21 protein-coding genes, 1 other RNA gene and 1 pseudogene are annotated in these 26,926 nt (G+C 61.6%); 4 read left to right on the top strand and 19 right to left on the bottom strand.

Annotation, left to right across the window (positions count from 1 at the left end):
- Positions 1-161 precede the first annotated feature (161 nt).
- The 4 genes and pseudogenes from tmk to ffs all read right to left on the bottom strand — a co-directional run.
- Positions 162-815: pseudogene (tmk, locus tag CI601_RS07775) on the bottom strand (dTMP kinase); the annotation flags it as partial.
- Positions 812-3,658, bottom strand: coding sequence for a type I DNA topoisomerase (gene topA, locus CI601_RS07770; protein WP_121914974.1), 2,847 nt, complete (start codon positions 3,656-3,658; stop codon positions 812-814). The gene topA and the pseudogene tmk, both read right to left, overlap by 4 nt.
- A 149-nt stretch (positions 3,659-3,807) precedes the next feature.
- Positions 3,808-4,827, bottom strand: a complete 1,020-nt coding sequence (locus tag CI601_RS07765; protein ID WP_121914973.1) for a phosphatase PAP2 family protein — start codon at positions 4,825-4,827, stop codon at positions 3,808-3,810.
- Positions 4,828-4,925: 98 nt separating this feature from the next.
- An RNA gene (ffs, locus tag CI601_RS07760) (signal recognition particle sRNA small type) lies at positions 4,926-5,016 on the bottom strand.
- Between the two features lie 236 nt (positions 5,017-5,252).
- Between ffs and glf the strand changes: the two genes are divergently transcribed.
- On the top strand, positions 5,253-6,431 hold the full coding sequence (gene glf, locus CI601_RS07755; protein ID WP_121914972.1) for a UDP-galactopyranose mutase: 1,179 nt from the start codon (positions 5,253-5,255) through the stop codon (positions 6,429-6,431).
- A gap of 251 nt (positions 6,432-6,682) precedes the next feature.
- Here the strand turns inward: glf and CI601_RS07750 are convergent, their stop codons facing one another.
- The gene (locus tag CI601_RS07750) at positions 6,683-7,825 is read right to left on the bottom strand and encodes an inositol-3-phosphate synthase (protein ID WP_024626959.1); all 1,143 of its coding nucleotides are present in this window, start codon (positions 7,823-7,825) and stop codon (positions 6,683-6,685) included.
- A 194-nt stretch (positions 7,826-8,019) separates the two neighbouring features.
- Between CI601_RS07750 and CI601_RS08570 the strand changes: the two genes are divergently transcribed.
- On the top strand, positions 8,020-8,256 hold the full coding sequence (locus CI601_RS08570) for a hypothetical protein (protein WP_259465357.1): 237 nt from the start codon (positions 8,020-8,022) through the stop codon (positions 8,254-8,256).
- A 12-nt stretch (positions 8,257-8,268) separates the two neighbouring features.
- Complete coding sequence (locus tag CI601_RS07745; RefSeq protein ID WP_310886181.1) at positions 8,269-10,245, top strand: transglycosylase domain-containing protein; 1,977 nt, start codon at positions 8,269-8,271, stop codon at positions 10,243-10,245.
- 105 nt (positions 10,246-10,350) lie between these two features.
- On the opposite strand, the gene leuA is transcribed toward CI601_RS07745, so the two are convergent.
- The 14 genes from leuA to CI601_RS07675 form a co-directional block, all read right to left on the bottom strand.
- Positions 10,351-12,261 (bottom strand): 2-isopropylmalate synthase, encoded by a 1,911-nt coding sequence (gene leuA, locus CI601_RS07740; protein ID WP_121914971.1) that lies wholly within the window; start codon positions 12,259-12,261, stop codon positions 10,351-10,353.
- Between the two features lie 263 nt (positions 12,262-12,524).
- Complete coding sequence (locus CI601_RS07735; protein WP_024626962.1) at positions 12,525-13,145, bottom strand: DUF5701 family protein; 621 nt, start codon at positions 13,143-13,145, stop codon at positions 12,525-12,527.
- 42 nt (positions 13,146-13,187) lie between these two features.
- On the bottom strand, positions 13,188-14,276 hold the full coding sequence (locus CI601_RS07730) for an aspartate-semialdehyde dehydrogenase (RefSeq protein ID WP_121914970.1): 1,089 nt from the start codon (positions 14,274-14,276) through the stop codon (positions 13,188-13,190).
- Positions 14,277-14,293: 17 nt separating this feature from the next.
- Positions 14,294-14,857, bottom strand: a complete 564-nt coding sequence (locus CI601_RS07725) for an ACT domain-containing protein (protein WP_015022547.1) — start codon at positions 14,855-14,857, stop codon at positions 14,294-14,296.
- Positions 14,858-14,880: 23 nt separating this feature from the next.
- A complete protein-coding gene (locus CI601_RS07720; protein WP_024626971.1) occupies positions 14,881-15,687 on the bottom strand; it encodes an aspartate kinase in 807 nt (268 codons plus the stop codon).
- A gap of 157 nt (positions 15,688-15,844) precedes the next feature.
- Entirely contained in the window at positions 15,845-16,447 is a 603-nt protein-coding gene (gene recR, locus CI601_RS07715; RefSeq protein WP_015022549.1) for a recombination mediator RecR, read from the bottom strand.
- Positions 16,447-19,302: a DNA polymerase III subunit gamma/tau gene (dnaX, locus tag CI601_RS07710; protein ID WP_121914969.1), complete on the bottom strand. Its 2,856-nt coding sequence runs from the start codon at positions 19,300-19,302 to the stop codon at positions 16,447-16,449. The genes recR and dnaX overlap by 1 nt, the downstream gene beginning before the upstream one ends.
- A gap of 71 nt (positions 19,303-19,373) precedes the next feature.
- On the bottom strand, positions 19,374-19,769 hold the full coding sequence (locus tag CI601_RS07705) for an Rv3654c family TadE-like protein (RefSeq protein ID WP_121914968.1): 396 nt from the start codon (positions 19,767-19,769) through the stop codon (positions 19,374-19,376).
- 3 nt (positions 19,770-19,772) lie between these two features.
- The gene (locus CI601_RS07700; protein ID WP_121914967.1) at positions 19,773-20,150 is read right to left on the bottom strand and encodes a TadE family type IV pilus minor pilin; all 378 of its coding nucleotides are present in this window, start codon (positions 20,148-20,150) and stop codon (positions 19,773-19,775) included.
- Entirely contained in the window at positions 20,137-20,397 is a 261-nt protein-coding gene (locus tag CI601_RS07695) for a DUF4244 domain-containing protein (protein ID WP_081709245.1), read from the bottom strand. The genes CI601_RS07700 and CI601_RS07695 overlap by 14 nt, the downstream gene beginning before the upstream one ends.
- A 306-nt stretch (positions 20,398-20,703) precedes the next feature.
- Positions 20,704-21,246 carry a pilus assembly protein gene (locus tag CI601_RS07690; protein WP_121914966.1) on the bottom strand — a complete coding sequence of 181 codons (543 nt, stop codon included), beginning with the start codon at positions 21,244-21,246 and terminating at the stop codon, positions 20,704-20,706.
- Entirely contained in the window at positions 21,237-21,899 is a 663-nt protein-coding gene (locus CI601_RS07685; protein ID WP_121914965.1) for a hypothetical protein, read from the bottom strand. Before CI601_RS07685 ends, CI601_RS07690 begins: the two co-directional genes overlap by 10 nt.
- A 12-nt stretch (positions 21,900-21,911) precedes the next feature.
- Positions 21,912-23,000: a CpaF family protein gene (locus CI601_RS07680; RefSeq protein WP_121914964.1), complete on the bottom strand. Its 1,089-nt coding sequence runs from the start codon at positions 22,998-23,000 to the stop codon at positions 21,912-21,914.
- Entirely contained in the window at positions 22,997-23,956 is a 960-nt protein-coding gene (locus CI601_RS07675; protein WP_121914963.1) for a hypothetical protein, read from the bottom strand. Before CI601_RS07675 ends, CI601_RS07680 begins: the two co-directional genes overlap by 4 nt.
- A 673-nt stretch (positions 23,957-24,629) precedes the next feature.
- Here CI601_RS07675 and CI601_RS07665 point away from each other — a divergent pair.
- Positions 24,630-26,876 carry an RNA degradosome polyphosphate kinase gene (locus tag CI601_RS07665; protein WP_024626981.1) on the top strand — a complete coding sequence of 749 codons (2,247 nt, stop codon included), beginning with the start codon at positions 24,630-24,632 and terminating at the stop codon, positions 26,874-26,876.
- Positions 26,877-26,926: the final 50 nt, after the last annotated feature.

Genomic DNA, 26,926 nt, shown 5'->3' with positions numbered 1-26,926 from the left:
GCCTCTGGTGCCTGATCGGGCGTATCCGCAGCCTGATCATCGTCCTCATATCCTGCCGTCGATTCGTCATCGTCGGCGTCGTCGGCATCGTCCTGAGCGTCAGCGTCATCATTCTCATCGTCGACCTGCGGCAGATCAGGCTCGCGTCCCTCAATCAGCTTGTCCAAATCATCTTGGATGATCTGCCAGACCTGGTCGATGGACTGGGTGGCGTCGATAACCAGGAATCGGTCGGGCTCATTCTTAGCCAGTTGTAAAAATGCCTGACGCACATGCTGCTGGAAGTCTTCACCAGCCGACTCCAGCCGATCCGGTTCATGATCCAGACGCGACTTGGACTGAGACGGGTCCGCATCCAGCAGGTAGGTGCGCTTGGGCAGCAAACCCTGACTGGCCCACAGGCTCAGCCGACGAATCACATCCGCCGAAAGATCACGGCCTCCGGCCTGATAGGCCACTGAGGAATCCAGATACCGGTCGCAGAGCACAATGTCTCCATGATCCAGAGCCGGACGCACCACCTGGGCCACATGCTCAGCCCGATCCGCCGCATAGAGCAGAGCCTCGGTCCTGGGGGCCAGATCGTCGGAGGCGTCAACCACATCGGTGCCCCCGGTCACGGCAACCGAGGGAAAGGCGGCCAAGCCATGCAGAACGAGTTCCCGAATGGTCAATCCTACCGGGGTGCCGCCTGGTTCGCGGGTGACCTGGGACCGCAGGCCGCACTCCTGCAGATAGTCGTGTGCTCGTTGGACCTGGGTGGTCTTGCCTGCCCCATCCACGCCCTCGAAGGAAATGAACAAACCATCACTCATGCCTGATGCTCCGTACTCTTGGAAGTCTTGGTGGCCTTGGCCTTCTTTGTGGTTTTGCGGGTGCGAGCGGCCGATTTGCGAGCAGTCGACTTTCGTGCGGTCGACTTGCGAGTGGTCCGGCCGCGCCGCTTTGTGGGTCCGGCCGCGCGCTTCTCTGCCAGCAGACGGAAGGCCACCTCCGGTTCGATGGACTGGGCCGTGTACTGCTTGGGTAGGGTCCTGTTGGTCTGCCCGTCGGTGATGTAGACACCGTAGAATCCGTCCTTGATGGTGACGGGCTTGCCACTGTCAGGGTCCGTACCCAGCTCACGAAGAGGGGGCTTGGCCGCGCTCCGGGAACGTCTGCCGTACTTGGGCTGATCGAAGAGCGCCTTGGCCCCGGCCTGGTCAATGCTGAAAATCTGCCCCTCGTCGGTCAGCGAACGCGTCTCGGTACCACCGTCGGCCTTGGTGGCCGTCAGATAGGGGCCATAGCGGCCATTGCTGGCTGTGACGGTGGCCTGGCTGGTTGCTCCCGTCTTGGCATCGGTCAGCTCGATGCTGCCCACCGTCCTGGGCAGGCTGAGCAGCTTCAGGGCATCCTCCAGGGTGACCGTGTCTGGATCCATGGTTTTGAAGAGCGAGGCCATCTTGGGCTTGGGTCCTGTTCGCTTGGCCGTCCGTGCAGTCTTACCAGTCGGCTTCTTCTCTTCGGCCGCTTCCTCTTCGGGGCTGATCAGGGCCACATAGGGCCCGAATCGACCCTTGCGCACCTCGACCCGACCGCCGGTCTCCGGATCTTTACCCAGCTGACGGGGACCGCCAGCGTTGGCAGCGATCAGTTCATGTCCCGCTGCCACAGTCAGCTCGTCCGGAGCCATGGTTGGTGGCAACGAGGCGCGTTTGGGATTGCCGTCGGCATCCAGGTCAGCCGTATCCTCAAGATAGGGTCCGTAGCGGCCGACCCTCACCTGCAGGCCATCGCCTATCTCGATGGTGTTGATCTTGCGGGCGTCGATGTCTCCCAACTGGGCCACCTGCTCCTGCAAGCCCTGATGGGCCTGGTCAGCGTTCTGAGCGGCGCCAGGGCCCGAGCCGAAGTAGAACCGGGTCAGCCAGTCCTTGCCTCGCTCCTTGCCATGGGCGATCATATCCAGGCCGTTCTCCATCTGCGCCGTGAATTGATAATCCACATACTTGGGGAAATTGGTCTCCAGCAACCTGACTACCGAAAAGGCCAGCCAGGAAGGGATCAGGGCACGGCCGCGCTCGTAGACGTATCCGCGATCGATGATGGTCGAGATGATGCTGGCATAGGTGGAAGGCCTGCCGATCTCCTTGGCCTCCAGGGTCTTAACCAGGGAGGCCTCGGTGTAGCGTGCAGGCGGCTGGGTTTCATGCCCCTCAGGTTCTAGGGAGGCGGCACGAAGCACGTCCCCCTGCCGAACCGGAGGGAGGGAAGAATCCTCATCAGTCTGTTCAGAGCCTGCACCCATGGCTTTGAGGAAGCCAGGGAACTTGATGACGGTGCCTGAAGCCTGGAAAAGGGCTGTGCCCTCCTTGCCCGCCTGCGCCGACAGGCGAATGGTGGCTGTGGACCCGGTGGCGTCGGCCATCTGCGAAGCCAGAGTGCGCCGCCAGATCAGGGTGTAGAGCTTGAGCTGGTCAGGGGCCAGACGGTCGGCCAGCTCCTGAGGCCTGTGGAAGGTGGAACCGGCTGGCCGGATGCATTCGTGGGCCTCCTGGGCGCCGGCGGTCTTGGTTACATACTGCTTGGACTCGGCCGACAGGTATTCGGCCCCATACTCACGCTCGACCCCCTTGCGGGCAGCAGCAATGGCCTCCTGGGAGAGGGTGACCGAATCGGTACGCATATAAGTGATGAACCCGTTCTCATAGAGCCCCTGGGCAGCACGCATGGTGGCCCGGGAACTCATGCCCAGTCGGTTGCCTGCCGTCTGCTGCAGGGTAGACGTGGTGAAGGGGGGCTGGGGACGCCGCCGGTAGGGCTTGGTCTCCATACCCGTCACCGTGAAGTCCTGATTCTTCAGCGTCTCAGCCAGGCTTCGGGCGTGCTGCTCATCCAGCTGCAGGACCTGCTCCTTGGCTGCAGCCTGCGTCAGCTGACCCTTGGAGGTGAAGTCCTTGGACACAGCCAGCCGTTGCTCGCCCAGGCTGATCATCCGCGCCTGAAAACCGCCTGACGATGCCGATTCCCCTGCATCCTCCTGCACCAGGCGCGCCAGCAGGTCCCAGTAGGAGGCCTTGACAAAGGCCATGCGCTCACGCTCACGCTCCACAATCAGCCGAGTCGCCACAGACTGGACACGCCCGGCGCTCAGCCCCGGACCCACCTTGCGCCAGAGCACCGGTGAAAGCTCGTAGCCATAGAGCCGATCCAGAACCCTGCGGGTCTCCTGGGCATCGACCATGTGGGCATCCACGTCCCTGGTGTGCTTGAGCGAATCCTTGATGGCCTCGGGAGTGATCTCATGAAAGACCATGCGCTTTACCGGCACCTTGGGTTTGAGGGTCTGCACCAGATGCCAGGCAATGGCCTCCCCCTCCCGATCCTCATCAGTGGCCAGGTAGAGCTCGTCGGCGTTCTTCAGCGCCTTCTTGAGCTCGGATACCGTGTGCTTCTTCTTGTCGTCCACGATGTAGTAGGGCTTGAAGCCATCGTTCACGTCTACGCCGAACTTGCCGTAGGCCTTCTTCTGGGAGGCCGGGACCTGCGATGGCTGGGCCAGGTCGCGGATATGGCCCACCGAGGCCATGACCGTGTAGCCCTTGCCCAGGTACCCGCCGATCTTCTTTGCCTTGGTTGGCGACTCAACAATGACGAGCTTATTGCCGGATGCCATGGCCTCTCCTTATATTGTGGTCTTTCGCACGCCATCTTACTCACGAGGTTCCGTCACCATGCAAATCAAGGGGTCATTGTGCATGGGTGTGGATCCCTGGGGTCCATGGTGGATGAATCAGAGACGTTCAGTATGCTCAGCGACTGGCTTCAGTCATTTTGAGGAGGAGCCGGGGGCCGACCGACAAGGCCCATTCTGGTCAGTGGCGAGGCCGTAACCTGCCTCAGCGCCAAAACCAGCCCCAAGGTCAGCGACAGAAGGGAGGCCATCATTATGACGGCCGAGCAATGAACCCCGTAGGCCGTCCACCGGGCGCCGATCTCCAGACCAGGGCTGACCTGCCAAATGACATAGCAGGCATAGAGCATCCCCAGGAACCCTGCTACCAGCATCAAGGTGGCGACAATCTGGATCGAAGCCGAGGACATCCTGGTTCCAGGAACGTCCATCCCGGTGCCGCGAGTGACGGCCAGAGCAATAAGACAGAGACCGACCGGAATAAGCATGCCCATGACCACGTCTGAGGGTCGGTGCCAACCTCCCTGCACCAGCGAGCAGCCCACAGACAGGTCAAAGGCGAACCCCACCAAGGCGACCGGGGCCCTCCAAACACGCGGCACCACACAGAGCAGGGCCAGGACCACCGCCAAAGCCAGGATGGTGTGACCTGAGGGGGCAGAATTGGCTGTGGAAGCCTGAGAATGGATCAACACTGGGCGAGGCAGGAAGCGCTTGAGTATACGCGCCGCCCCGTAGACCACCAGAGCATAAACGGCGATTTGGCCGAGCAGCCACCACCGGCGCCTGACCAGAACAACCGCCAGGGCTACAAGGCCCAGCACCAGGCAGATCACCACTGTCACATAAGGCATGGCGAACAGTCCCAAGTAAGCCTCGAGAAGGGGCGTCTGATCAAGGAAGCCGCGGAAGTTGGTCAGGGCCATGTCATCATAGGTCTGCCCAGGCACAGTCCACACAGCTGCCCACCAGACCAGAGCCGTCAGACCCAGGCAGGCCAGACCGGCGACCAGGCACAGAACCAAGGCTGAAATCCGGGGGCGAGACGTCAAAGGATCCCGGTCAACATGACTGCCGTCCGCTTCGGTTTGCTCATTCGGATCCCGGTACCAGGTTTCCTGTGCTTCGCCCTGCTTGTGCATGTTGGTCATACCTCAAGACTCTAACCAACCCCTGGGTCGACAGCCGACACCTGGTCCGACAAACGCGTTGTTTTCACGACTTCAGCCAACCCAGGCAGGACATCTATGAAAAACTCCCACGCACCCGCCAGAGGCCACTTACCCTTGCTGCATTCCTGCCCTGGGGGGATTGGGTGACATAACGCCACGTGAGAGCAAGTCACCATGATAGCAGACAGACTCCACTTGTCCACTGAAAAGCACCGAGCCCTCCATGCCAGGTGCGCATTGAGTCGACATCACCGCCCGCCGTTTCCCCAACCAGGCCCGTCCGCTAGCATGTAAACAACAGGATCGCCGTACTCCAGCGGTTGATCACGGATCATGCCGGACCCTGACAACAGACAATAGGCACCCCGGCATCACAGCGACAAGGGATGGATGGCTGAAGACGAATGGCTGACATGGATGCTGATTTGGTGATTGTAGGCGCTGGCTTGTTTGGCCTGACCGTGGCCCAGCAGGCGGTCGAGCACAGTGGAGCCCGGGTGCGGATCATCGACGTGCGCGACCACATCGGCGGCAACGCATACTCCTACATGGATGAGGAGACGGGGGCCGAAATCCACAAGTACGGCGCACACCTCTTCCATACCTCCAACCGCAAGGTCTGGGAGTATGTCAATCGCTTCACCGAATTCACCGACTACACCCATCGGGTCTACACCACCCACAAGGGCGAGGTCTATCCCCTACCCATCAACCTGGGCACCATCAACCAGTTCTTCCACGCCCACTACACCCCCAAGCAGGCTCGGGAACTGATTCGGGAGCAGGCTGGCGAACTTGCCGGAACCGACCCGGGCAACCTGAACGACCAGGGGATCAGCCTGATCGGCCGTCCCCTTTATGAGGCCTTCATCAAGAACTACACGGCCAAGCAGTGGCAGACCGACCCCTCCCAGCTGCCCGCCTCCATCATCAAGCGGCTGCCAGTGCGATTCAACTACGACAACCACTATTTCAAGGACACCTGGGAGGGCCTGCCCAAGGACGGCTACACGGCCTGGTTCGAGCGGATGATCGACGACCCGCACATCCAGGTGAGCCTGAAAACTGACTTCTTCGACGACTCCCAGCCCTGGAACAGGGATGCTCTAGTGGGGCAAGTCCCCGTGGTCTACACGGGCCCGGTCGACCGCTACTTCGACTACCGCCTGGGCGAGCTCAAGTGGCGGACCGTGGACTTCAAGGAGCGTCGCTACGACGAGGACGACCATTTCGGCTGCCCGGTCATGAACTTCTCGGATCCTGACGTGCCCTACACCCGCGCCATCGAGTTCAAGAACTTCAACCCCGAGCGCTACGACCGGCAGAACCATGAGCGCACCGTGGTCTGGGAGGAGTACAGCCGATTCGCCGGCAAGGGCGACGAACCCTACTACCCCATCAACACGGGCGACGACCGCGCCCTCTACACCCAGTACAAGCAACTGGCAGCCCAGCAGCCGAAGGTGGTCTTCGGCGGCCGCTTGGGTACCTACGCCTACTACGACATGCACCAGGTCATCAATTCAGCTCTGGATGCCTGGGACAAACGGATCGCTCCCCTGGTAGGCCATACCAAGGACTGAAACCCTGATTGCACTCCTGACGATCTTCCAGGGGCAATTCAGAGGGAATCCTTGAAGGGAGTCTGAGACTGAAGAACTCGGCGCCAGGTTGAGCCAGCAAATCCGAAGCCGCTGTTCCAGTCAGAATACAAAGAGGCCGGTCGCCTATGAAAAGCGGCCGGCCTCTTTCCAGACCAAGCATCTGCCATTCATGCCTCCGGGGCGACCTTGGAAGAGGCGCCCCAGACATCAATCAGGCAGAATCTGCGGGCTCAGGCGTGCCAGACGTCCTTGCCGTTCTCCTTGGCGGCCTTGACATCGGCATCCAGGGCGCTCTCGTCGCCCTCCACCTTGCCGGCGATGTAATCCTCGACCAGCTGGCGGGCCTCGTTGTCTTCATGCTGGACAGCGGGGGACTTCATGAAGTAGGAGCTGGGCGCCAGCACCGGGCCGGCCAGATGGCGGTCCAGGGCGATCTTGGCGGCACGCAGGGCATCGATGACGATGCCGGCCGAGTTCGGCGAATCCCAGACCTCCAGCTTGTACTCCAGATTCAGCGGGACATCGCCGAAGGTGGTGCCCTCCAGGCGCACGAAGGCCAGCTTGCGGTCATCCAGCCAGGCCACATAGTCGGAGGGACCGATGTGGACGTTGTGGGGATCCATATCGTGAGGAACGATGGAGGTGACCGCACGGGTCTTGGAAACCTTCTTGGACTCCAGGCGGGAGCGCTGCAGCATGTTCATGAAGTCCATGTTGCCGCCCACGTTCAGCTGGTAGGTGCGATCCAGACGCACGCCGCGGTCCTCAAAGAGGCGGGCCATGACCCTGTGGGTGATGGTGGCGCCAACCTGGCTCTTGATGTCGTCGCCCACGATGGGCAGGCCGGCATCGCGGAACTTCTGGGCCCACTCGGGGTCGGAGGCGATGAAGACAGGCAGGCAGTTGACGAAGGCGCACCCGGCCTCGATGGCGGCGGTGGCGTAGGCCTTGTCAGCTTGCTCGGAGCCGACGGGCAGGTAGGAGACCAGCACATCGACCTTCTTGTCACGCAGAACCTGGGCCACGTCCACGGGCTCGGCGTCCGACTCGGTGATCATCTTGCTGTAGTACTCGCCCAGTCCATCGCCGGTCGGCCCGCGCAGGACCTCCACGCCCTTGTTGGGAACGTCGCAGAACTTGTAGGTGTTGTTCTGCGAGGCGAAAATGGCCTCGCTCAGGTCCTTGCCGACCTTGAGGGAATCCACGTCGAAGGCGGTCACGAACTCCACGTCACGAATGCGGTAGCCGCCGAAGTTGGCGTGCATGATGCCGGGGATCTTGTCATCATCCTTGGCGTCCTTGTAATATTCGACTCCCTGTACCAGCGAGGAAGCGCAGTTGCCCACGCCCGCTATAGCTACACGGATGCTCATACAAACTCCTCTGATTTACTGAGTTATTTCCAACCTAAGCATACCTTCTCCCGGTGGATTGCATGATGGAATGGAGCCTCATATGCGTGCCAGCCGGCAGGACAGACCTCCAGGGAGGGCACAAACGTACGAAAATGATGAACGTTCAGCCCTAGGTCGAACAGTTTTCAGCCCTGCCGGATAGCGTGGTTGGCATGGCCAATCAGACTCGTTCAGTCAGTTCGACCTCGCCCACCCGCAGGGCCCAGTCCGGGTCGCGCGGGGGCGGCAATCGCACCGACATCCCCACCTCGCGGCATGCCGACCGGAACCCCCGGGGTAACGGGCCCCGCCGGGGACGACGTCGCAAGTCACATCGTGTGCTTAAGTGGATCCTGGCCCTGTTGGGACTGGTGCTGGTCGCCGGGGCGGCGGCCTTCGCCTACCTGTAGCCGACCACCGAGATCATCCCGCCGGAGAAGCAGGCCCTGGCGCAAAAGACCACGGTCTACTATGCGGACGGCACCACCCCCATCGGAACCTACGCCGACCAGAATCGGGAAATCATCGACTGCACGGTCCTTCCCAAGTATGTGGGCAATGCGGTGGTCGCCTCGGAGAACCGTTCCTTCTATAAGGACAACGGCATCGACCTCAAGGGCATCGGCCGGGCCCTGCTCAACAACGTGACCAAGGGCACCCGACAGGGCGGATCCACCATCACCCAGCAGTACGCCGAGCGCTACTATCTGGGCGAGACCACCTCCTACAAGGGCAAGCTGCGCGAGGCCATCCTCTCCCTGAAGATCTCCAGGACCGAGAATAAGGACACGGTCCTGTGCAACTATATGAACACCATCTACTTCGGCCGCGGCGCCTACGGGATCCAGGCCGCCGCCCAGAATTACTTCGGCAAGGACGCCAAGGACCTGACCATGCCAGAGTCGGCCATGCTGGCCGGCATCATCCCCGCCCCGGCCTCCTGGGATCCGGCGATCAACCCCAAGCAGGCCGAATCGCGCTTCCACCGGGTGCTGGGCATCATGGAAGAGGACCACTACATCAGCCACAAAGACCGGGTCGGCGCCCAGATGCCGCAGACCATCAAGTACTCGCCAGAGAACGTCTACCAGGGGCCCAACGGCTACCTGCTGCGCATGGTCCGCAACGAGCTGTCCTCCGGCAAAAAGGCCCCCTTCACGGCAGACGACCTGGACACGGGCGGCTACCGGATCATCACCACCATTCAGAAAGACAAACAGGATCTGATGTTCCAGGTGGCCAGTCCAACCACCGGCAACAAGCACCAGCCACCCACCCTGCAGACCGGAGGGCTCTCGGTCGATCCCAAGACCGGTGCCATCATCTCCTTGTACGCGGGGGACGACTATCTGACCCACCAGCTCAACAATGTGGACCAGGCCACCTTCCAGGTGGGTTCGACCATGAAGGCCTACACCCTGTTAGGGGCCATCCAGGATGGGGTCAGCCTCAACACGGTCTTCAACGGCAACTCTCCACGCACCTTCTCCAGCGTGGGCAAGTCCGTCGCTAATGCCGGGCAGGTCAGCTACGGGTACATCAACCTCTACTCGGCCTTCGCCAACTCGGTCAACACGGTCTTCATGGATCTGGGCGAGCACGTGACCTCCCAGAAGACGGCCCAGCTGGCACATACGGCCGGCATCACCGGCAAGATCGACGACACGACCACCTTCGACACCCTGGGTCTGGATGCTCTTTCGGTCTATGACGTGACCCAGGGCTACGCCACTCTGGCCAACGGGGGCAAGCGACCCCTGCTGCATCTGGTGGCCCAGGTCAAGGACGCCAAGGATCAGGAGCTCTACACCGCGGCCATCCAGTCGGACCAGGTCTTCAATGCCGACCAGGTGGCCCTGCTGCAGAAAGCCATGACCACCACGGTTCAGTACGGCACCGCCTCCTACGCACGTTCCCTGGGCCGGCCCATCGCCGGCAAGACAGGTACAGCCAACGATCAGACAGCCATCTCCTTCATCGGATTCACCCCCTCGCTTCTGACCACGTTCGCCGTCTGGAACCAAGGTCAGGATGGCAGTGCCCTCAAGGTGCCTGATGTCTATCAGAACGAGTTCTATCCGGTCCAGCTGTTCACCCAGTACATGAAGTCGGCCCTGGGCAACAGCCCGGTGGAGCGCTTCCCTGCGGCCGAGGACCATGGCAAGATCGGCGGACCGGACGGCAGCTGGGGCACCGGGTATAAGCCGAGCTACTCCTATACGCCCAGGCGCAACTACAACTATGAATACGTGCCTCAGCAGCGCAACCAGCAGCAGACAGTCCCGCAGGAGGAGTCAGGAGCCGGCAGCGGCTCGGGCTCAGGCAATGGAGGCGGGGCCGAAGGCGGCAACGGCGGAACCACCGAGGGCAACTCCGGGTCAGAGTCATCCCAACAGTAAGGCTGTCCGGACAGACCGGTCCGATCCGGACGAATCAGCTGCGCTCGGATCGGACCGTAAGGCTGGTCTAGCTGGTCTGGGGTTGCTTTTTATCCCCTATGACCGCTAGCCGCGCTGGAAGCGGTTGAGGGCCGAGATGATGGCCTTGAGGGAGCTGGTGGAGATGGACGAATCGATGCCCACGCCCCAGATCACCCGGGACCTGGCCGGTTCGCCCACCCGGCATTCCACGTAGGAGGCGGCCAGGGCATCCGTGCCTGCGGTCATAGCGTGCTCGGCGTAATCCAGAACCGAAACGGTCTGATCCAGGGACTTGAGTGCATCCAGGAAGGCCGCAATAGGACCGTTCCCATGCCCCTGAACACGACGGCGCTCCTCAGGATCGCCTGGGGCAAGTCCCCGGTCCAGCAGGGTGGCATCGAGAACAGTGTCGGAGCCGTCCTCGCCGGAGGTGACTGCCACATTCAGGAGTTTGAAGCGTCCCCACTGCTGCAGGGTCTCGTCGCGCTGATCAGCCATGGACTCGCCGCCGACCACGCTTCCGCCGGCCTCCACGGGCAGGTACTCGTCCTTGAAGAGCCGCCAGATGTCGGCATCCTTGACCTCGCGCTTGGTCCTGTCGGCATAGCTCTGGACCAGTCGTTCGAACTCCACCTGAAGGCGCTTGGGCAGATCCAGATGGTGGTTGGCCTTGAGCAGGTAGGCCATGCCGCCCTTGCCCGATTGGGAGTTGACCCGGATGATGGCCTCGTAGTTGCCGCCCACATCCTTGGGATCGATGGGCAGGTAGGGCACCAGCCAAAGGAAGTCGTCGGGGTTGGCGTTGGCACGCAGAGCCGCCTGCTGCCTGGCATCCAGACCCTTCTTGATGGCGTCCTGGTGGGAGCCAGAGAAGGCTGTGAAGACGAAGTTGCCCACATAGGGGTGACGCTCGGAGACGGCGATCTGATTGCAGTACTCCACCGTCCGACGGATGCCGGGCATGTCGGAAAAGTCCAGCTGGGGGTCGATCCCCTGGACCAGCATGTTCAGCCCCACCGTGCAAATGTCGACATTGCCGGTGCGTTCGCCATTGCCCAGCAGGCAGCCCTCGACCCGGTCGGCCCCGGCCAGCAGACTGAGCTCGGTGGCTGCCACAGCCATGCCCTCATCGTTGTGGGGGTGCAGGGAGAGCACCACCGCATCCCGGTCCTTGAGGTTGGTGGATATGTACTCCACCTCGTCGGCGAAGACGTTGGGGGTGGTCATCTCCACGGTGTTGGGCAGGTTGATGATCATGGGGTGCTCCGGCGTAGGCCGGATCACGTCGATGACCGCGTTGCAGACCTCCAGGGAGTACTCAGGCTCTGCGCCAGAGAAGGATTCGGGCGAGTACTCGTAAGAAAGATCGGTGCCCCCGGCATCGGCCTCCAGGGAGCGGCAGAGCTCGGCCGCGTCGGTGGCCAGCTGCTTGATGCCGGCCTTGTCCTTGTGGAAGACGACCTCCCGCTGCAGGACCGAGACCGAGTTGTAGAAGTGGACCACAGCCCTCTTGGCTCCACGCAGGGCCTCATAGGTACGGCGGATCAGATGCTCGCGGGCCTGAGTCAGGACCACGATGGTCACGTCGTCAGGGATCAGCTCGCGCTCTATCAGGAGGCGGATGAAGTCATAATCGGTTTCGGAGGCCGAGGGGAAGCCCACCTCGATCTCCTTGAAGCCCATGGAGATCAGCAGATTCCAGAATCTCAGCTTGCGCTCGGAATCCATGGGATCGACCAAGGCCTGGTTGCCGTCGCGAAGATCCACCGAGCACCAGCGAGGCGCCCGCTTCAGGGTCTTGCCCGGCCAGGTGCGCTGCGGATAGTCAAAGGGGACCTGCTTGTTGTAGGCCACATACTTGGTGTAGGGCATGGCGCTGGGCTTCTGCGGCGAACCCACAAACCTGGGGGGAGGCAGCAGCAGGTCGTTGTTCCCTCCATTGGACGCCGCGGCCTGGGCCGCAAGATCAAACACGGATGCACGATCCTGATCCATCTCTCCTCCTTCTTTCGTTCGTCGGAAACCACAATGTCACCCGGCTATAGGTGTTCGGGCAGGCTGAAACCGTACCGGGGGTGTCATTATCTTACCGGAGGAGGGCCGGGACATGCGGTCCGGGTCCGCATTACGACGCAGCGGAAGGCGAGCGCGCGGAGTCAGGCATAATTGGCGAGGTTGCCAAGAATGCAAAGACCACGCGATGCAAGCGCTGACAGAGTGCTCACTGCATACGATTCATAAGATTCAGCGGAAGAGATTCACTGGAAGAGGGAGACGCCGCGGCGACCCTCGCAGTAGGCGTTACCCAGCCAGGTGTGGCGCGAGTTGGGCCAGACCGAACCCAGACGGGGGGCGTTCTGGCTCATCCAGATGCTGGGCACGCGCCCATCGGCGCTGTGGGACCCCAGCAGGTTGAAGCCGTTCTTGACCGCCAGCCAGTCGGGATGCTGGGTGGCGATGGCCAGCCCCTCCTCCAAGGTCAGAGGGAGGCGGTCGTCGGAGTCGATCAGTTTGCGGGCCACGTCGGGTTCGCGGTTGGTGTAGCAGGTCCCGGTATGCGGCTCCAGGACGATGTAAAAGGGACCCTCGGGCGGCTCGAACCCGTTCTGGGGCAGAAAGCTGGCAATGTCGCGCGGGGGCATGGTGGTGAAACCAGCCATGCGATTGATGCTGGTCCGGGCGATCAGCGACTCGGGCGAGACCAGCTCCCTGGTAGGGATGAGCAGGATCTGCTCGCCCAGCTCAGTGGACTCCAGCGCGGAGATCAGGGGCTGGGCCAAGGCTCTGAAGGCGGCGGCGCTGATGTCCGCCACATCCGGATAGCCCAGGGCCACGATCCGATCCAGTTGCCGCTGCACTTCTTGGGAAGATCTGGTCATGGTCTCCAGTCTAATCGGTGCCCCACAGACAAAGCGGTCATCTCAGATCCTGTCGGCGAAATGCTTGCGGACGATCAGCTCGGCGATCTCCACGGCGTTGAGGGCAGCGCCCTTGCGCAGATTGTCATTGGCCACGAACATAGACAATCCCCGCTTGCCTTCCACGGCCTGGTCCTGGCGGATGCGTCCCACGAAGCTGGGATCTTTGCCGGCTGCGTCCAGTGGAGTGGGTATTTCCGCCAGACTTACTCCGGGGGCCTTGGACAGCAGGTCACGGGCCTGATCAGGGGTCACATCGTGCTCGAACTCGGCATTGATGCTCATACCGTGGGCCGTGAAGACCCCTACCCTCACGCAGGTGCAGGAGGCGGCCAGATCAGGCAGGTGCAGGATCTTGCGGCTCTCATTGCGCAGCTTCTGCTCCTCGTCGGTCTCCCCGCTGCCGTCATCGACCAAGTCGCCTATACAAGGTACGGCATTGAAGGCAATGGTGCGCACCACCTTGGTGGGCGGGGGAAACTCGATGGCCGATCCGTCGAAGACCAGCCGGTCAGCGCCCTGCTCCACGGCGGTTTTGGCCTCGTCGCGCAGCTGAAGGACGCCGGCACGCCCAGCCCCCGACACGGCCTGGTAGGAGGAGACGATCAGGCGGTGCAGACCGTATGCCTTGGCCAAGGGGCTCAGCACCGGCATGCAGGCCATGGTGGTGCAGTTGGGATTGGCCACGATCCGCCGGGGGATAAGATCCAGGTCCTCGGGGTTCACCTCAGACACCACCAGGGGGACCTCGGGATCCATCCGCCAATGGGAGGAGTTGTCGACCACGTAGGCCCCGGCCTCAGCGAAGCGAGGAGCCCAGGTTCCTGAAGTCGAGCCACCGGCAGAGAAGATGGCCAGATCGATCCCGCTCAGGTCGGCCTGCTCAACATCCTCGACCGTGATGGTCCTGTCACGCCAGCGCAGCTGCTCTCCGGCAGACCGGGACGAGGCCATGAATCGCAAGTCAGCCACCGGGAAGTCCCGTTCGTCCAGCATGCGGCGCATGACCATGCCTACCTGACCTGTGGCGCCCAGAACGGCTACATTGATGCCACGACGTCCGTTGTTCGCCAAATCAGCCTTATCCGTCATTGCTCTCTCCTTCTCGCTCAGCGACCCGTGCCGCCATAAACGACCGCCTCGACCTGATCGGCATCCAAGTGGAAGGCCGTATGGATGGCCCGCACCGCCTCGTCGAGATCCTGGATGGGCACCAGGGCGGAGATGCGGATTTCGGAGGTCGAGATCATGAGCACGTTGATATGTCGGTCGCTCAAGGCCCGGAAGAAGGTGGCGGTGATGCCCGAATGGGTTTTCATCCCTACGCCCACCAGGGTCACCTTGCCCACCTCGGGATTGATGTCCACTGACCGGAACCCCAATTGCTCGCGGGAGTCATCCAGCATGGGGACCACCTGATCAGCCTGAGCGGACGGGAGCGTGAAAGAGATGTCCACGGTGCCGGTAGCCGCCCCAGCCTGGACGATCATATCGATGTTGATGCCGCCCTCGGCAAGGATGGTGAAGAGCTGTGCGGCCACGCCAGGTCGGTCGGGCACAGCACGCAGACTGACCTGAGTCTCACTGCGGTCGTGGGCAACCCCTGAGATGATGGGTGACTCAGGGCCATTCAGGTCCGGGAACAGGTCACCCATGGATTCGCCGTTGGTCATGTCCTTCCTTCCGTCATATCCCGTCACTTGTCAGCGCGTGCGGCGGGGCGATCCGGCAGCTGGCCGGTCTCCAAATTGGGAATCTTGTCAGCATCGACATCGTCGGGCATGATCAGCGTGCCTGGACGATGGGAAAAGGAACTGCGCACATGGATGGGCATGCGGAAGCGCTGGGCATACTCCACGCAGCGCAAGGCCAGCACCTTGGATCCGCCGGCCGCCATCTCCAGCATCTCCTCGTATGAAATGCGGGCGATTCTACGGGCGGTGGGCACAATGCGCGGGTCGGCGGTAAAGACGCCATCCACATCGGTATAGATCTCGCAGACATCCGCCTTGAGTGCCACGGCTAGGGCCACAGCCGAGGTATCCGAGCCGCCACGACCCAGGGTAGTGGCGTCGCCATCGGGGTTGACCCCCTGGAAGCCCGCCACAATTCCCACCTCGCCTCGGTCCAGGGCCTTCATGACACGCTGAGGTCGGACATGGCGGATGTGGGCTGCGCCGTAGCGGGCATCGGTCATGAATCCTGCCTGCGAACCGGTGAAGGAGTGGGCGCGCTCGCCTTGCGCATGGATGCTCATGGCCAGCAGGCTCATGGAGATGCGCTCACCCGCCGTCATGAGCATGTCCATCTCTCGGGCAGGAGGATTGGAATCCACATCCATGGCCTGGTCAATCAAATCGTCAGTGGTGTCCCCCATAGCGGAAACCACCACAGCGATGTCATTGCCAGCGCGCTTGGTGTCAATGATGCGCTTGGCCACACGCTTGATGGAGTCCGAGTCCGCCACCGAGGACCCGCCATACTTCTGAACGATAAGTGCCACTGCTGTTCCATCCCGCGACGGTTAAGCCACTAGACCATCATCTGCAACATGTTGATTACATGGATTATACGAACGACACCGTTCTATCAGACCCCCTCCACCAATATGCGAAACATTGACGGCAGCCGGGGAAGCCGCGAATCAGTGACCGCAGGCCTTACAGATCGCGGCGGCCGGATATCGCCCGGCCAAGGGTGATCTCATCGGCATATTCCAGATCGCTGCCGACGGGCAGACCGCTGGCCAACCTGGTGACCCGCAGATCCAGAGGGCCCAGCAGCCTTCCCAGGTAGGTGGTGGTGGCCTCGCCTTCGATGTTGGGGTCCAAGGCCAGCATGACCTCCTTGACCTGATCCGTCCCCAACCGCTTCAAGAGCTCGGGAATGCGCAGATCGCCAGGCCCGACGTTGGACATAGGGTCGATGGCCCCGCCCAAGACATGATAAAGGCCCCGATATTCTCCGGTCCGCTCAATGCTCATGACATCCTTGGGTTCCTCGACGACGCAGATGATGCTGCGGTCACGACGCGGATCCTGGCAGATAGGGCATGGGCTGGTCTCGCAGACATTGCCGCAGATCTCGCAAAACCGAACCTTCTCCTTGGCGGCGACGATAGCATCGGCCAAATCCTGAGCGCTACGCCGATCGGCTCCCAAAATGTAGAAGGCGATGCGCTGCGCACCCTTGGGACCGATGCCCGGCAGTTGAGCAAAGGCATCGATCAGCTCTTGAATGGCTCCATCATAGGTAGCAGCCATCATTCACCTCCCTGTCGCTGCGCCTGTTCCTGCCGGCGCTTTTGGACGTTGATCGGATTCTGGGGGTCGTCAGCAGCAAAGTCCTCCACCTTGGTCACGTCGAACAATTTGGTCAGTTCATCCTGGTTCATGGCATTGTCCGCCCCGAGTCTGGCATCGTCCATGGAATAGACATCGTCCTCGGGATCCACTGACGGCCTTGAAGCCTGGGAGGAGACTGCAGCAGGCGAGGCCCCATCCTGATCGGAACCACTGGAGGACGGACCAGCGAAGCCTGCTGGCACTCTCCTGCCCTCAGCTCCGGTAACCTTTGCCATTGTCTGGGGGCCATCCGAGCCACCGACAGCATCGGAACCGTGATCGTCACTCTGTGCATCCGACAAGGTTGATGCGCCAGTCGCCATGGCCCCTTCACCGGAAACCGATCCAGCTCCCAATGTCGGAGCCGAGGTGGCGCTCGAGACGCCTCCCTGACCGGATGAATCAACCGACTGAGAAGCTTCATGGCCTTGACTGTCGGAGGACACTGCAGAGGCTGCGGCGCTGGTTCCGGAAGCGGGCACGGCCCAAGGATCCGTGTCATCGGTCATGTCCGGCAGAGCTACTTTTTTGGATTCATGGTCTTTCTGACCATTGGATCCGTCGCTGCCCTCACCGGGCTGCCAGACCTTTTGCTTCGCATGAGTCCCTGGCATGGGGTGGGCCCAGGGATCATCGTCTGGCAATACCGTCGAAGCAGTGGAGCCAAAGCCCGCCGACGGCAACGGTTCCGGAGACGACTGGACCGGACCGCCGACTGGGTGGTGAGCGTCGTCGGAGTTCCCGTCTCCTGCAGCTTCTCCAGAGGTGGACCTCCCCTCCGATGCCGATGCTCCAGTCCCACCCTCATGACCAGCAGATGCCGTCATCTCCCTAGGGGCATGCCCCTGTTCCGTGGCCGCATGAGGCATAACCGCCGCTCCAAGGTTCATGGTGGCCAAACCGGCTCGCGCTAGCGCCACCTCCTTTTTGACCTCTGCACGACGCTGGGGAGACATCCTGTTGACGGACTCCACAGTCTCGCCGTTGGCAGCCGTCCCCGATGGAGCAATCATGGTGGACTGTCCGAACTCCTGGCGAGCGCGGACCATGACGATACGCGGCACCTTGGTCTCCCCATCAACCGACTGTGCAGCCACAGCCATGGCGAAAGCATGCTGGCTGAGTGGACGGTCAAAGGTCATAGACAGTCGCTGGCGGCCCGATGGGTCTGCTTTCATGGCCACGGTAGGCACACGATCCCGCACCACATACTGGCGTACTTCATCCGGCAGGGCAGCCACCAGTGCATCCCAGCGCTTGTCCAGCTCTGTGCCGGTCGGGATCTCTGTTTCCGGTCCGCGCGAAGCATCATGCTGCGCCACCAGCTGTCGAGCCGGCGAGGAGGGGACTTCCTTGCGCTCGGGTTGGGCAGAGCCGGAATGATCAGGCCGCCCTTCGCCTTCTTGCCTTCCCTCAGCGGGAGAATCGGAATGGGAACCTGCCATGTTCCGCGACCCCGCCGAGGTGGCGGATGTCGCAGCAGACGACGAACCCGCCCCGCCAGACTGTTCAGGGCGAACAGCACCGTCAGCACGACCAGATTGTGATGCTTTGGACGGCCGACCGTTCTGCTGAGACCTGTCAGCGCCAATGAACCCGCTGCGGGCGGGCGCCGGGGCCGCACCACCGGTGGAAGCTCCCCCTGCAACCGTTGCTTGCTCCATAGGTCCGCAGCCAATTGCCAGCAGCCTGGCGGCCAACAGCTCCAAGCGCATCCTGGGTGAAGTGGCCCCGTTCATTCCCGCCAGCGCATCATTGATGATGTCGGCCATTCTGGTCAGGACCTGCAGATCCAAAGCATCCGCCTGCCGACGCAGATCGGCCACCTGGTCGTCGTCGCCATCTTCGCTCAGCACGCTTTCAGCCCGGTCCCCCGCCAGTTTGAGCACCAGCAGGTCGCGGACATGGGCCAGCAGATCCTCAACGAAGCGCTGGGGCTCGAACCCGCCGACGACCACCTTTTGAATGACCCCGTAGAGACCAGCACCATCGTGGTTGATCAGCGTATCCACAGCTTCGCCGATCAGTGCGGCAGGAGTGAACCCCAGCAGAGCTACAGCCGCATCATAGGTGATGGTGTGCTCGTCAGCGCCTACCATGAGCTGATCCAACACAGAAAGGGTGTCACGCACCGATCCGCCTCCAGCCCGCATGGCCAGCTTGAGGACACCAGGCTCGGCCTTGATGTCCTCCTTTTTGCAGATGCCCTCCAGATAAGGCCCCATGACTTCCTGGGGCACGAGACGGAAGGGGTAATGATGGGTGCGGGAGCGGATGGTGCCAATCACCTTCTCCGGCTCTGTGGTGGCGAAGATGAACATGACGTGTTCCGGCGGTTCCTCGACGATCTTCAGCAGGGCATTGAATCCTTGCTGGGTGACCATATGAGCCTCGTCCAAAATGAAGATCTTGTAGCGGTCACGCACAGGGGCAAAGCCTGCCCGCTCCCTGAGCTCCCTTGCATCGTCAACGCCATTATGGCTGGCGGCGTCAATCTCCACCACGTCGATGGAACCGGGACCTCCCGTGGCCAGATCCCTGCAGCTGTCGCATTCGCCGCAGGGATGGCTGGTTGGTCCCTTGGCGCAGTTGACACAGCGGGCGAAAATCCTGGCACTGCTGGTCTTTCCGCATCCCCTGGGACCGGAGAAGAGGTAGGCATGGGTCAACCGGTTCTCATCCAGAGCTCGGGTAAGGGGCACGGTGACCTGCTTCTGACCGATGATGCCGTCAAAAGTGTCAGGCCGATACCGCCGATAGAGTGCTAGTGCCATGGTTTAAGGCTATCCATTTCTTTAGACACGTTCGCTTTCCTTCCTAAGGCTTCCGACCACGCTTCCTTTTCTCATTCACAGGGCTCAGGCCCTGCCCGGGCCGACTGGACCAGACGCGGCATCATCGAGACTCCGGTGTCTACCCCCACCGAGACTTTCACGTCGCTCCCATCCACCTGGCAGTCTGTCAGGACCCCGCGGTTGAGACGGGCGACCCGGGAAGCCAGAGTACAGGGCTGCGCCTGCCCTTCGTCCAGGGCGGAAGCTGCAGCCAGAGCCGAGACATCGGCACCGGTGCGTGCATGTGTCCGACAGATCATGAGATTGCCCAGCAGGGCGGCCAGAACCAGACCCAGGCCAACCAGAGCCATCAGCATGGTGCCCAAAACCGTACCAGAGCCAGGATCCGAACCTCCTAGCCACGAACCGGTACGCTCCACGCGCGTCCTCCTGACATGTCCGAACATGACTCATTCCTCCAATATGGCCACGGCATCGCCATGGACCTGCGCAGGCAGCACGCCCATGGGGCCGGAAGCCACTGGGCATGACACCCTGACTGCCGTCTGCCCGTCCGATGGGCTCAACTTCACTTGGGCATGCGGACCGACCATCCGATGCACCAGCCCTTGGGGGTCACCCTTGCCCCGGGTGACGATCAGGTCTCTGGCAGCCGCGTTAGCCGCATCCTGACAAACCATGCCGGTTCTGATCGTCTGGGTCAGCGTCAGCAGTAAGAGAGCCAGAACCATGACGGCGGGAAGAACGATGGCGAACTCGGCTGTTACAGTACCGTTATCGGATCGCCACCGTCGTCTCCACTCGGACCGTCTTTCAGCCAGCGGCACTGAGCGCCTTCTTCACCAAACCCATCAGCAAAGTACGCGTGGAAGAGGATTTGACGATGGCCAGCAATACGCCAGCCAACGTGGCAGCTGCCACCATGATCACGGCGTATTCAGCAGTGATGGCCCCCGATTCAGGCCTGGCCAGCACCACACCCATCCGCGCACGCAGAGCACTCGCTGCAGAGTCCATAGCTTGGCTGATGCGAATGTACAGAGCCGTCATGAACCGGTTGGAACGCTGCCTCATTCTTTGCAACCACCGGGATCCGGCACTGGTAGCAGGCCATGTCTCAGTTGGCACCAATTGCCCTCCTGCCTGTCTGGTCTGCAGATGGAAGACCGTCGCAACCTCCTGTGAATATGTCATCGTTCTCACCTTTGCCTTTCCTCGTCTTCCCCGCCCCGGCGAATGGCCGTTCCTCAGAGAATCGGCATCCGATACCTTTCACTCTGCCCGTTCCAGACCCTCTCTGTCTCCTTGTCAGATGCATGTGGACGAGTGGACCTGCATCGGCAGCCTGTGGACAACTGTGTCAGTATGGACTCCATGCCCTCAGGACATCCCGCCTACGAAGGCCGCAATGCAGGGGATGACTCCGATCAGCACGAAGGCCGGCAGAATGCACAGCCCGGTCGGCACCAGCAGCCTGACGGTTATCGTCGCCGTGGCCCGGGCCAGCACGCTGCGTGCATGGTGATCCAACTGGCGCAAGGTCGTCTCGATCCGCGTCAGAGGTGATGATCCCAAACGCCAGGACGGCTCCAGACAGTCAGCCAGGACTCGCATGGACTGCCCATAATCAGGATCCCCGATCGCTCCCGACCAGGACAGTTCCCATCCGTTGCCACGTCCGAGCAGGTGAGCCACGCGAACCATCCGAAGCCCATAAGGACCTGGCAGCAGCCCGCCAACCACACCCAAGGCCCTGGGCAGGGAGGCCCCCTGGCGAATAGCGACTCCCAACAAGGCCAATACCAGGCTCAAGGATGGCGTGGAGACCTGCTCATCGGCTAATCGATCACCCGGGCCGTCGGATTCCACCAACAGCAAGGCCAGTATGGTCGACAGAGCGGCAATCAGTGGTTTCAGATCCATAGATCCTCCCTGCCCAGATCGTTCATCAGCAGATGTATCCAAACCAGACCGAGAACATAGAAGGCCACCCCAAGGATCAGGCATATAGTTCCCAGGCCTGGGCGACATAGGAAGGACAACGGTCGCGCACCCATGAACTCCCCCATGATGATGGTCAATACCGGCAAGGTCGACAGGAGGCGGATCGTGGCCCTGGGCACAGCAAAGGCTTTTTCTCTGGCCTCATCCAGAGCCGCCCGCCGCCTCTGCATAGCTGCCACGGTCCGCAGCCCATCAGAAGCCCGGCAGCCCAGGATGGCGCTGAGCCCATAGCAGGCCATCAGAGCCTGAGCCATAATTGTCAAAGTCGGCCCCCGTTCCTGAGGCAAGCATCGGTTCTCCAACATGACCATGACACGTTCCCGTGTGACCTCCTGGGTGGCGAACCGCCGCCCGGATGCCTCCTCGAAAGCCTCTACCAGACCGCCTCCATTGTCGACATAGGCCAGCAGGGAAGTGACCAGCACCGCCAGACCGGGTCGATCCGACTGCCTCGAGGGCCTGACTGACATGGCCTTCAGTCGTGCGGCTGCGCTGCCGCTAGGCGCAAGCAAGACCAGACAGGCAATAGCCGTCATCATTGCAGCCAGCCAGGCCACGGTCTCATCATTCATAATCCACCTCAACTACGGAGCGCTCGCCTGGGCGCTGGTCACAATGCCCCACCGCCTGGCGAACTTCGACCAAGCCGTTCCATATATAGCGGCCCCTCGGCCCGTCCATGTACAGACGGTCTCCCCAAGAAGCCGGCCATCGGCTGCAGTTGTCAGTCGACCAATTTGAGCGATATGTCTGTGGCCGCCGGAACGTTCCAGATGGATAACAGCATCGAACGCCCCCTGCGCCAGAGCAGCCAGGGCCCTCGGCTGCAACCCCGCCAGCAACCCCAGGGTCGCCAGCCTGGCAGGGACGCGTTCCACATTGTCGGCATGCAGCGTTGCCATGCCACCCCGATGACCGGAATTGAAAGCCCGCAGCAGATCAGCTATCTCCTCACCCCGACACTCGCCCAGGATGATCCGATCGGGCCGCATGCGCAGTGTGGCCTTGACCAAATCGACCAGCCCCACACCCCCCGCCTCTTCAACGTTGGACTCTCTGGCAGCCAGGGAAACCATATTCCTGTGGCCGGCGATACGTCCAAGCTCACGGACCTCCTCCACGACGACCAGCCGTTGCTCCTGCGGGCACATACCAAGCAGGGCCCGTAGGAGTGTGGTCTTGCCGGCACCCGTGCCTCCGGTTACCAGAATGCTGGCCCGATTGACCACCAGCGCCCGAAGGATGAAGAGCCAGCTGGCGGGACACAGCCCGGCAGCCGCCAGCTCTTCCAGCCCTGGCGGATGTCTGTTGGGCAATCTGATGGAAATGGCGGCACCCTCGGGAACGAGTGGGGCCAGCACGGCGTGGACTCTGATCCCCTCCCTGCTGGAAGCATCAGCCATAGGCCGGGCATCGTCCAGGCGACGTCCTAGCTGAGCGCATAGCTGCACGGCAAAGTCCCTCACAGCTCGAGGGCCTGCAAATCCAGGTCGAAGCAGAACCTCCTCCATGCCCGCGCCTCGGTCGATCCAGACATTGCCCTGACCGGTCACTGCGATGTCAGTCACCGCAGGATCGTTCGTCAGCCCGTCCAAGTACCCGAAAGAGGGCGGCTGATCAGAATCGTCGTCAGGGAATGGATCTTCATTGCTTTTCCCACTTCCTATGATCATTTGACAGCCCCAGACCGAACCGATTCGCGCGAAGAGATCCGTTCTCCTTTTCTTTCCCCGACGACGATCATGCCTGCGATCCGCTCAGCCAAAGGATGAAGGGCACGTGCGTAGGCACGCGGCACCCGTTCCAGGCCACGTCCATCCAGAACGGATGCCGACAGCTTCGGTTGCGGCTTAAGAACCACGTCCACCGATCGGCCCAGAAAATCCTCCGCCTGTTCCGGGTCGACGCCATGACTGACCCGGTGCTGTGTGGGCATCATGCCAATCAGAGCCATGGGGGGCCTGCATGAAATCAATGGACTGTCTTGGACGCGATCACCAGAACCTCTTCGGCCGTTCAGAGCGTGGAGAAGGGCCTTCGCCCGTGCAAGGCCCAGCACGGTCATGTCCACCATCAACAGCGAAGGCAACCCTTTCAGCGAGCGCAGATTACCCAGACCCTGGCCCCGACCGGCATCAATCATCAAGAGATCAGCGAATCCAGCCATTGCGCTGACTGCCGCATCCAGGTCCCACCAGCCCTGTGGCGGGGCACTCCAAGGATCATTGCTGAGCAGCGGGATGCCATCCCAGATCGGCAGTTCTTCACGAAGTGCCTGAGGATCCACCCGGCCCAGGGGCGCGTGGATTCGCCCAAGCCGCATGCCAGGCGCCCCCTCGATGCCGACCAGGACATCCATCCCTCCGCCATCCAGGTCCAGATCCACCAGAGCGCATGACAAGGCCATGTCCCGAAGCTGTTTGGCCATCAGAGCCGTCATGGTTGTCAGCCCGATTCCTCCAGATGCCGAGAGAAAGACCAGACCGGTCACGGCGGACTCATATTCAGCATCATCACCCGCAATCCGCCGATCGGACAGGATGGGTTGCTTGAACTGAACGGCATCCTCGCCTTGCAAGCGATCCGATCCTGAGGATCCTGGAAAATCAAACTGTCGGACCGCGCCCATCACTCTCCCTGGTCGGTGTTCAGTAGGCAACCCAACTGAATTTAAAGAATGCGGGGCCCAGTCAGGCTCTCGCCCTTTTATGCCGTCTTTTACCATCATCGGCGGTCTGCCTATGCTCATTGCTGTCATGGCTACCAGTACATCCGCCCCCTGGCATCGGCACCAGCCCCTCGGGCTTATGTGGTCGAATGACCCTATGCCTCCACATCGCTTCGTCCTCACTGTGCACGAATTCATCGAGGTTACGACACGCCTGAAACTGCAGTATTTTTGAGCCCGTATCCATGAAAGGCCTCAGATAATCACAGGGAAGCAACAGATTCCTCCAAACTTGGCGTATTCAGCCTGTCGTAATGCACGCAATCGCACAAAAAACCAAGCAGACCACTTTCTTCGCCCCAACTGCCAGGTATGCTTGCCAGCGGCCTGAAAACTGGCATAATGGCATATACAAGGACGGTTCGAGAATACGGAAGCCCACAAAGTGTATGGCCACTAGGACCGATACGTTGAACGGGTGTATAAGACTTGACCGTTGCAACGATGATGTTGTGCAGAGATTCCATCTGGACCGACCTTGTGGGAACGGCCTCCTGCGGGGGGCCGTTCCTATTTATCCACAAGCGTTATCAACGATTGCAGAGGACGGCACCTGCGAATAAAGTGCTATGGTATGGTTCAGAAATTTGACGCACCCTCCAAGGCCTTGCTACGCAGCCAGATCGCGGAGCATATTGCCGAGACCGACGGCCAGGCACGGCACGTATCCAAGCACTCGGATCACCCGGTCTCGCCCTTGCCTGAGGATCGCTTTTTTGACCGGGAACTGAGCTGGCTCAAGTTCAACAAACGCGTGCTGGAACTGGCCGAAGACGAGAGCGTGCCCCTGTTGGAACGCGCCAACTTCGCCGCCATCTTTGCCAGCAACCTCGATGAGTTCTTCATGGTCCGCGTGGCAGGTCTGAAGCGTCGCGTGGACACTGGCATCGCTGTGACGGCCGCCAGCGGGATGAGCCCCCGTCAGCAACTGAGGGCCATCTCCGAACAAGCGCATAAGCTCCAAGACGAGCATGCCCACTATGTCATCGACCACATCCTGCCGGATCTGGCCGCCGAAAGCATCATCCTTCTGAGCTGGCCACAGCTGAGCAGCCAAGAGCAGGAACGGCTCACCAAGTTCTTCCGCAACCAGGTCTTTCCGGTCCTGACCCCGCTGGCCGTCGACCCGGCCCACCCCTTCCCTTATATCTCAGGCAACTCCCTGAATCTGGCGGTCCTGGTAGAGAACCCGACCTCAGGCAAGACCCACTTCGCCCGCGTCAAGATTCCCGACAACCTCTCCCGTCTGGTTCCTGTGGACGATCTGACCGACGAAGAGGGCCGGGAGGAGCGCTACGGGTTCATCACCATGGAGAACCTGATCATCGCCCACCTGGAATACCTCTTCCCAGGCATGATCATCAAAGAGGCCCGCTCCTTCCGCGTCACCCGCAACGAAGATATTGACGTAGAAGAGGACGACGCAGAGAACCTGCTCAATGCCATGGAGAAGGAACTGCTGCAGCGGCGGTTCGGACCGCCCATCCGCCTGGAGATTTCCGACTCCGCCTCTCCCTTCCTCTCCCAGCTGCTGGCCAGCAAGCTCCGGGTCAACCAGGAGGAGGTCTATCGGCTGCCTGCCCCCTTGGACTGCACGGTTCTGTTCGAGCTACAGTCCATCGACCGGGCCGACCTCAAGTTTCGCCCCTTCATTCCCACTACCAACCGACAGATAGCCGAGGTGGAATCCAGCCAGGCCCAGGACATCTTCGCCGCCATCCGCGAGCATGACATCCTCCTTCACCACCCCTATGACTCCTTCTCTACTTCGGTTCAGGCCTTTCTGGAACAGGCGGCGGCCGATCCGCGAGTGCTGGCCATCAAGCAGACCCTCTACCGGACCTCGGGCAACTCGCCCATCATCAATGCCCTGGTGGATGCCGCACACGCCGGCAAGCAGGTCCTGGCCCTGGTCGAGATCAAGGCCCGGTTCGATGAGGAGGCCAACATCGCCTGGGCTCGTCAGCTAGAACGGGCCGGCGTCCATGTGGTCTACGGCATTGTGGGGCTGAAGACCCACTGCAAGCTCTCCCTGGTGGTTCGTCAGGAGCAGGACGGCCTGCGTCGTTACTGCCACGTAGGCACCGGCAACTACAACCCCAAGACCGCCCGCCAATACACCGACCTGGGTCTGCTCACCTGCGACCCGGTGGTGGGACAGGATCTGACTCGGCTCTTCAACCAGCTGTCAGGTTACGCACCCAAGTCCTCCTTCCACCGCCTGCTGGTAGCCCCGCGCACGGTCCGCTCCGGGCTGCTGCAGCGGATCGCCCGTGAGGAAGAGACCGCCCTGAACGGCAAGCCTGCGTGGATACGGATCAAGGTTAACTCCCTGGTAGACGAAAAGATCATCGACGCCCTCTATCGAGCCAGCCAGGCCGGGGTTCGCATCGACATCGTGGAGCGCGGCATCTGCTCCCTGAAACCAGGTGTGCCCGGACTGAGCGAGAATATCCGAGTCCACTCCATCCTGGGACGATTCCTGGAGCACAGCCGCATCTTCGCCTTCGCCAACTCCCAAGGCCCTCAGATCGGCGAGGGTCCCCTGGCCGGACCTGAGGTCTGGATAGGTTCTGCCGATCTGATGCACCGTAACCTGGACCGCCGTGTGGAGGCGCTGGTTCGCATCACTGCGCCCGAGCAGGTGCAGGGATTGATCGACTATGTGGATCTGCAGATGGCCGACACCACCAGCTCCTGGCACATGCAGCCCGACGGCACCTACGTGCGCCACAGCCGCGATGACCAGGGCAAGCCTTTGGTCGACTCGCAGGAGTACCTGATCGACCGTCACGCACGAACCCCCAGGGCCAGGCGATGATGATACGCCTCCAGGCCCGCAGGGCTGCCGCCAAGGCAGACGATTGGGAT

Origin of the sequence: Bifidobacterium sp. wkB344, assembly GCF_003688305.1 — a bacterium.
Classification (GTDB): Bacteria; Actinomycetota; Actinomycetes; order Actinomycetales; family Bifidobacteriaceae; genus Bombiscardovia; species Bombiscardovia mizhiensis.
Note: the sequence above shows the minus strand (reverse complement) of the source record. Positions and strands in the feature narration are given on the sequence as shown.

What these genes read in the sequence shown, in the direction of transcription:
- topA (WP_121914974.1), bottom strand. Translation starts at nt 3,658, where the DNA reads ATGGCATCCGGCAATAAGCTCGTCATTGTTGAGTCGCCAACCAAGGCA.
- CI601_RS07765 (WP_121914973.1), bottom strand. Translation starts at nt 4,827, where the DNA reads ATGACCAACATGCACAAGCAGGGCGAAGCACAGGAAACCTGGTACCGG.
- glf (WP_121914972.1), top strand. Translation starts at nt 5,253, where the DNA reads ATGGCTGACATGGATGCTGATTTGGTGATTGTAGGCGCTGGCTTGTTT.
- CI601_RS07750 (WP_024626959.1), bottom strand. Translation starts at nt 7,825, where the DNA reads ATGAGCATCCGTGTAGCTATAGCGGGCGTGGGCAACTGCGCTTCCTCG.
- CI601_RS08570 (WP_259465357.1), top strand. Translation starts at nt 8,020, where the DNA reads ATGGCCAATCAGACTCGTTCAGTCAGTTCGACCTCGCCCACCCGCAGG.
- leuA (WP_121914971.1), bottom strand. Translation starts at nt 12,261, where the DNA reads ATGGATCAGGATCGTGCATCCGTGTTTGATCTTGCGGCCCAGGCCGCG.
- CI601_RS07735 (WP_024626962.1), bottom strand. Translation starts at nt 13,145, where the DNA reads ATGACCAGATCTTCCCAAGAAGTGCAGCGGCAACTGGATCGGATCGTG.
- CI601_RS07730 (WP_121914970.1), bottom strand. Translation starts at nt 14,276, where the DNA reads ATGACGGATAAGGCTGATTTGGCGAACAACGGACGTCGTGGCATCAAT.
- CI601_RS07725 (WP_015022547.1), bottom strand. Translation starts at nt 14,857, where the DNA reads ATGACCAACGGCGAATCCATGGGTGACCTGTTCCCGGACCTGAATGGC.
- recR (WP_015022549.1), bottom strand. Translation starts at nt 16,447, where the DNA reads ATGGCTGCTACCTATGATGGAGCCATTCAAGAGCTGATCGATGCCTTT.
- dnaX (WP_121914969.1), bottom strand. Translation starts at nt 19,302, where the DNA reads ATGGCACTAGCACTCTATCGGCGGTATCGGCCTGACACTTTTGACGGC.
- CI601_RS07705 (WP_121914968.1), bottom strand. Translation starts at nt 19,769, where the DNA reads ATGTTCGGACATGTCAGGAGGACGCGCGTGGAGCGTACCGGTTCGTGG.
- CI601_RS07695 (WP_081709245.1), bottom strand. Translation starts at nt 20,397, where the DNA reads ATGAGGCAGCGTTCCAACCGGTTCATGACGGCTCTGTACATTCGCATC.
- CI601_RS07690 (WP_121914966.1), bottom strand. Translation starts at nt 21,246, where the DNA reads ATGGATCTGAAACCACTGATTGCCGCTCTGTCGACCATACTGGCCTTG.
- CI601_RS07685 (WP_121914965.1), bottom strand. Translation starts at nt 21,899, where the DNA reads ATGAATGATGAGACCGTGGCCTGGCTGGCTGCAATGATGACGGCTATT.
- CI601_RS07680 (WP_121914964.1), bottom strand. Translation starts at nt 23,000, where the DNA reads ATGATCATAGGAAGTGGGAAAAGCAATGAAGATCCATTCCCTGACGAC.
- CI601_RS07675 (WP_121914963.1), bottom strand. Translation starts at nt 23,956, where the DNA reads ATGGGCGCGGTCCGACAGTTTGATTTTCCAGGATCCTCAGGATCGGAT.
- CI601_RS07665 (WP_024626981.1), top strand. Translation starts at nt 24,630, where the DNA reads ATGGTTCAGAAATTTGACGCACCCTCCAAGGCCTTGCTACGCAGCCAG.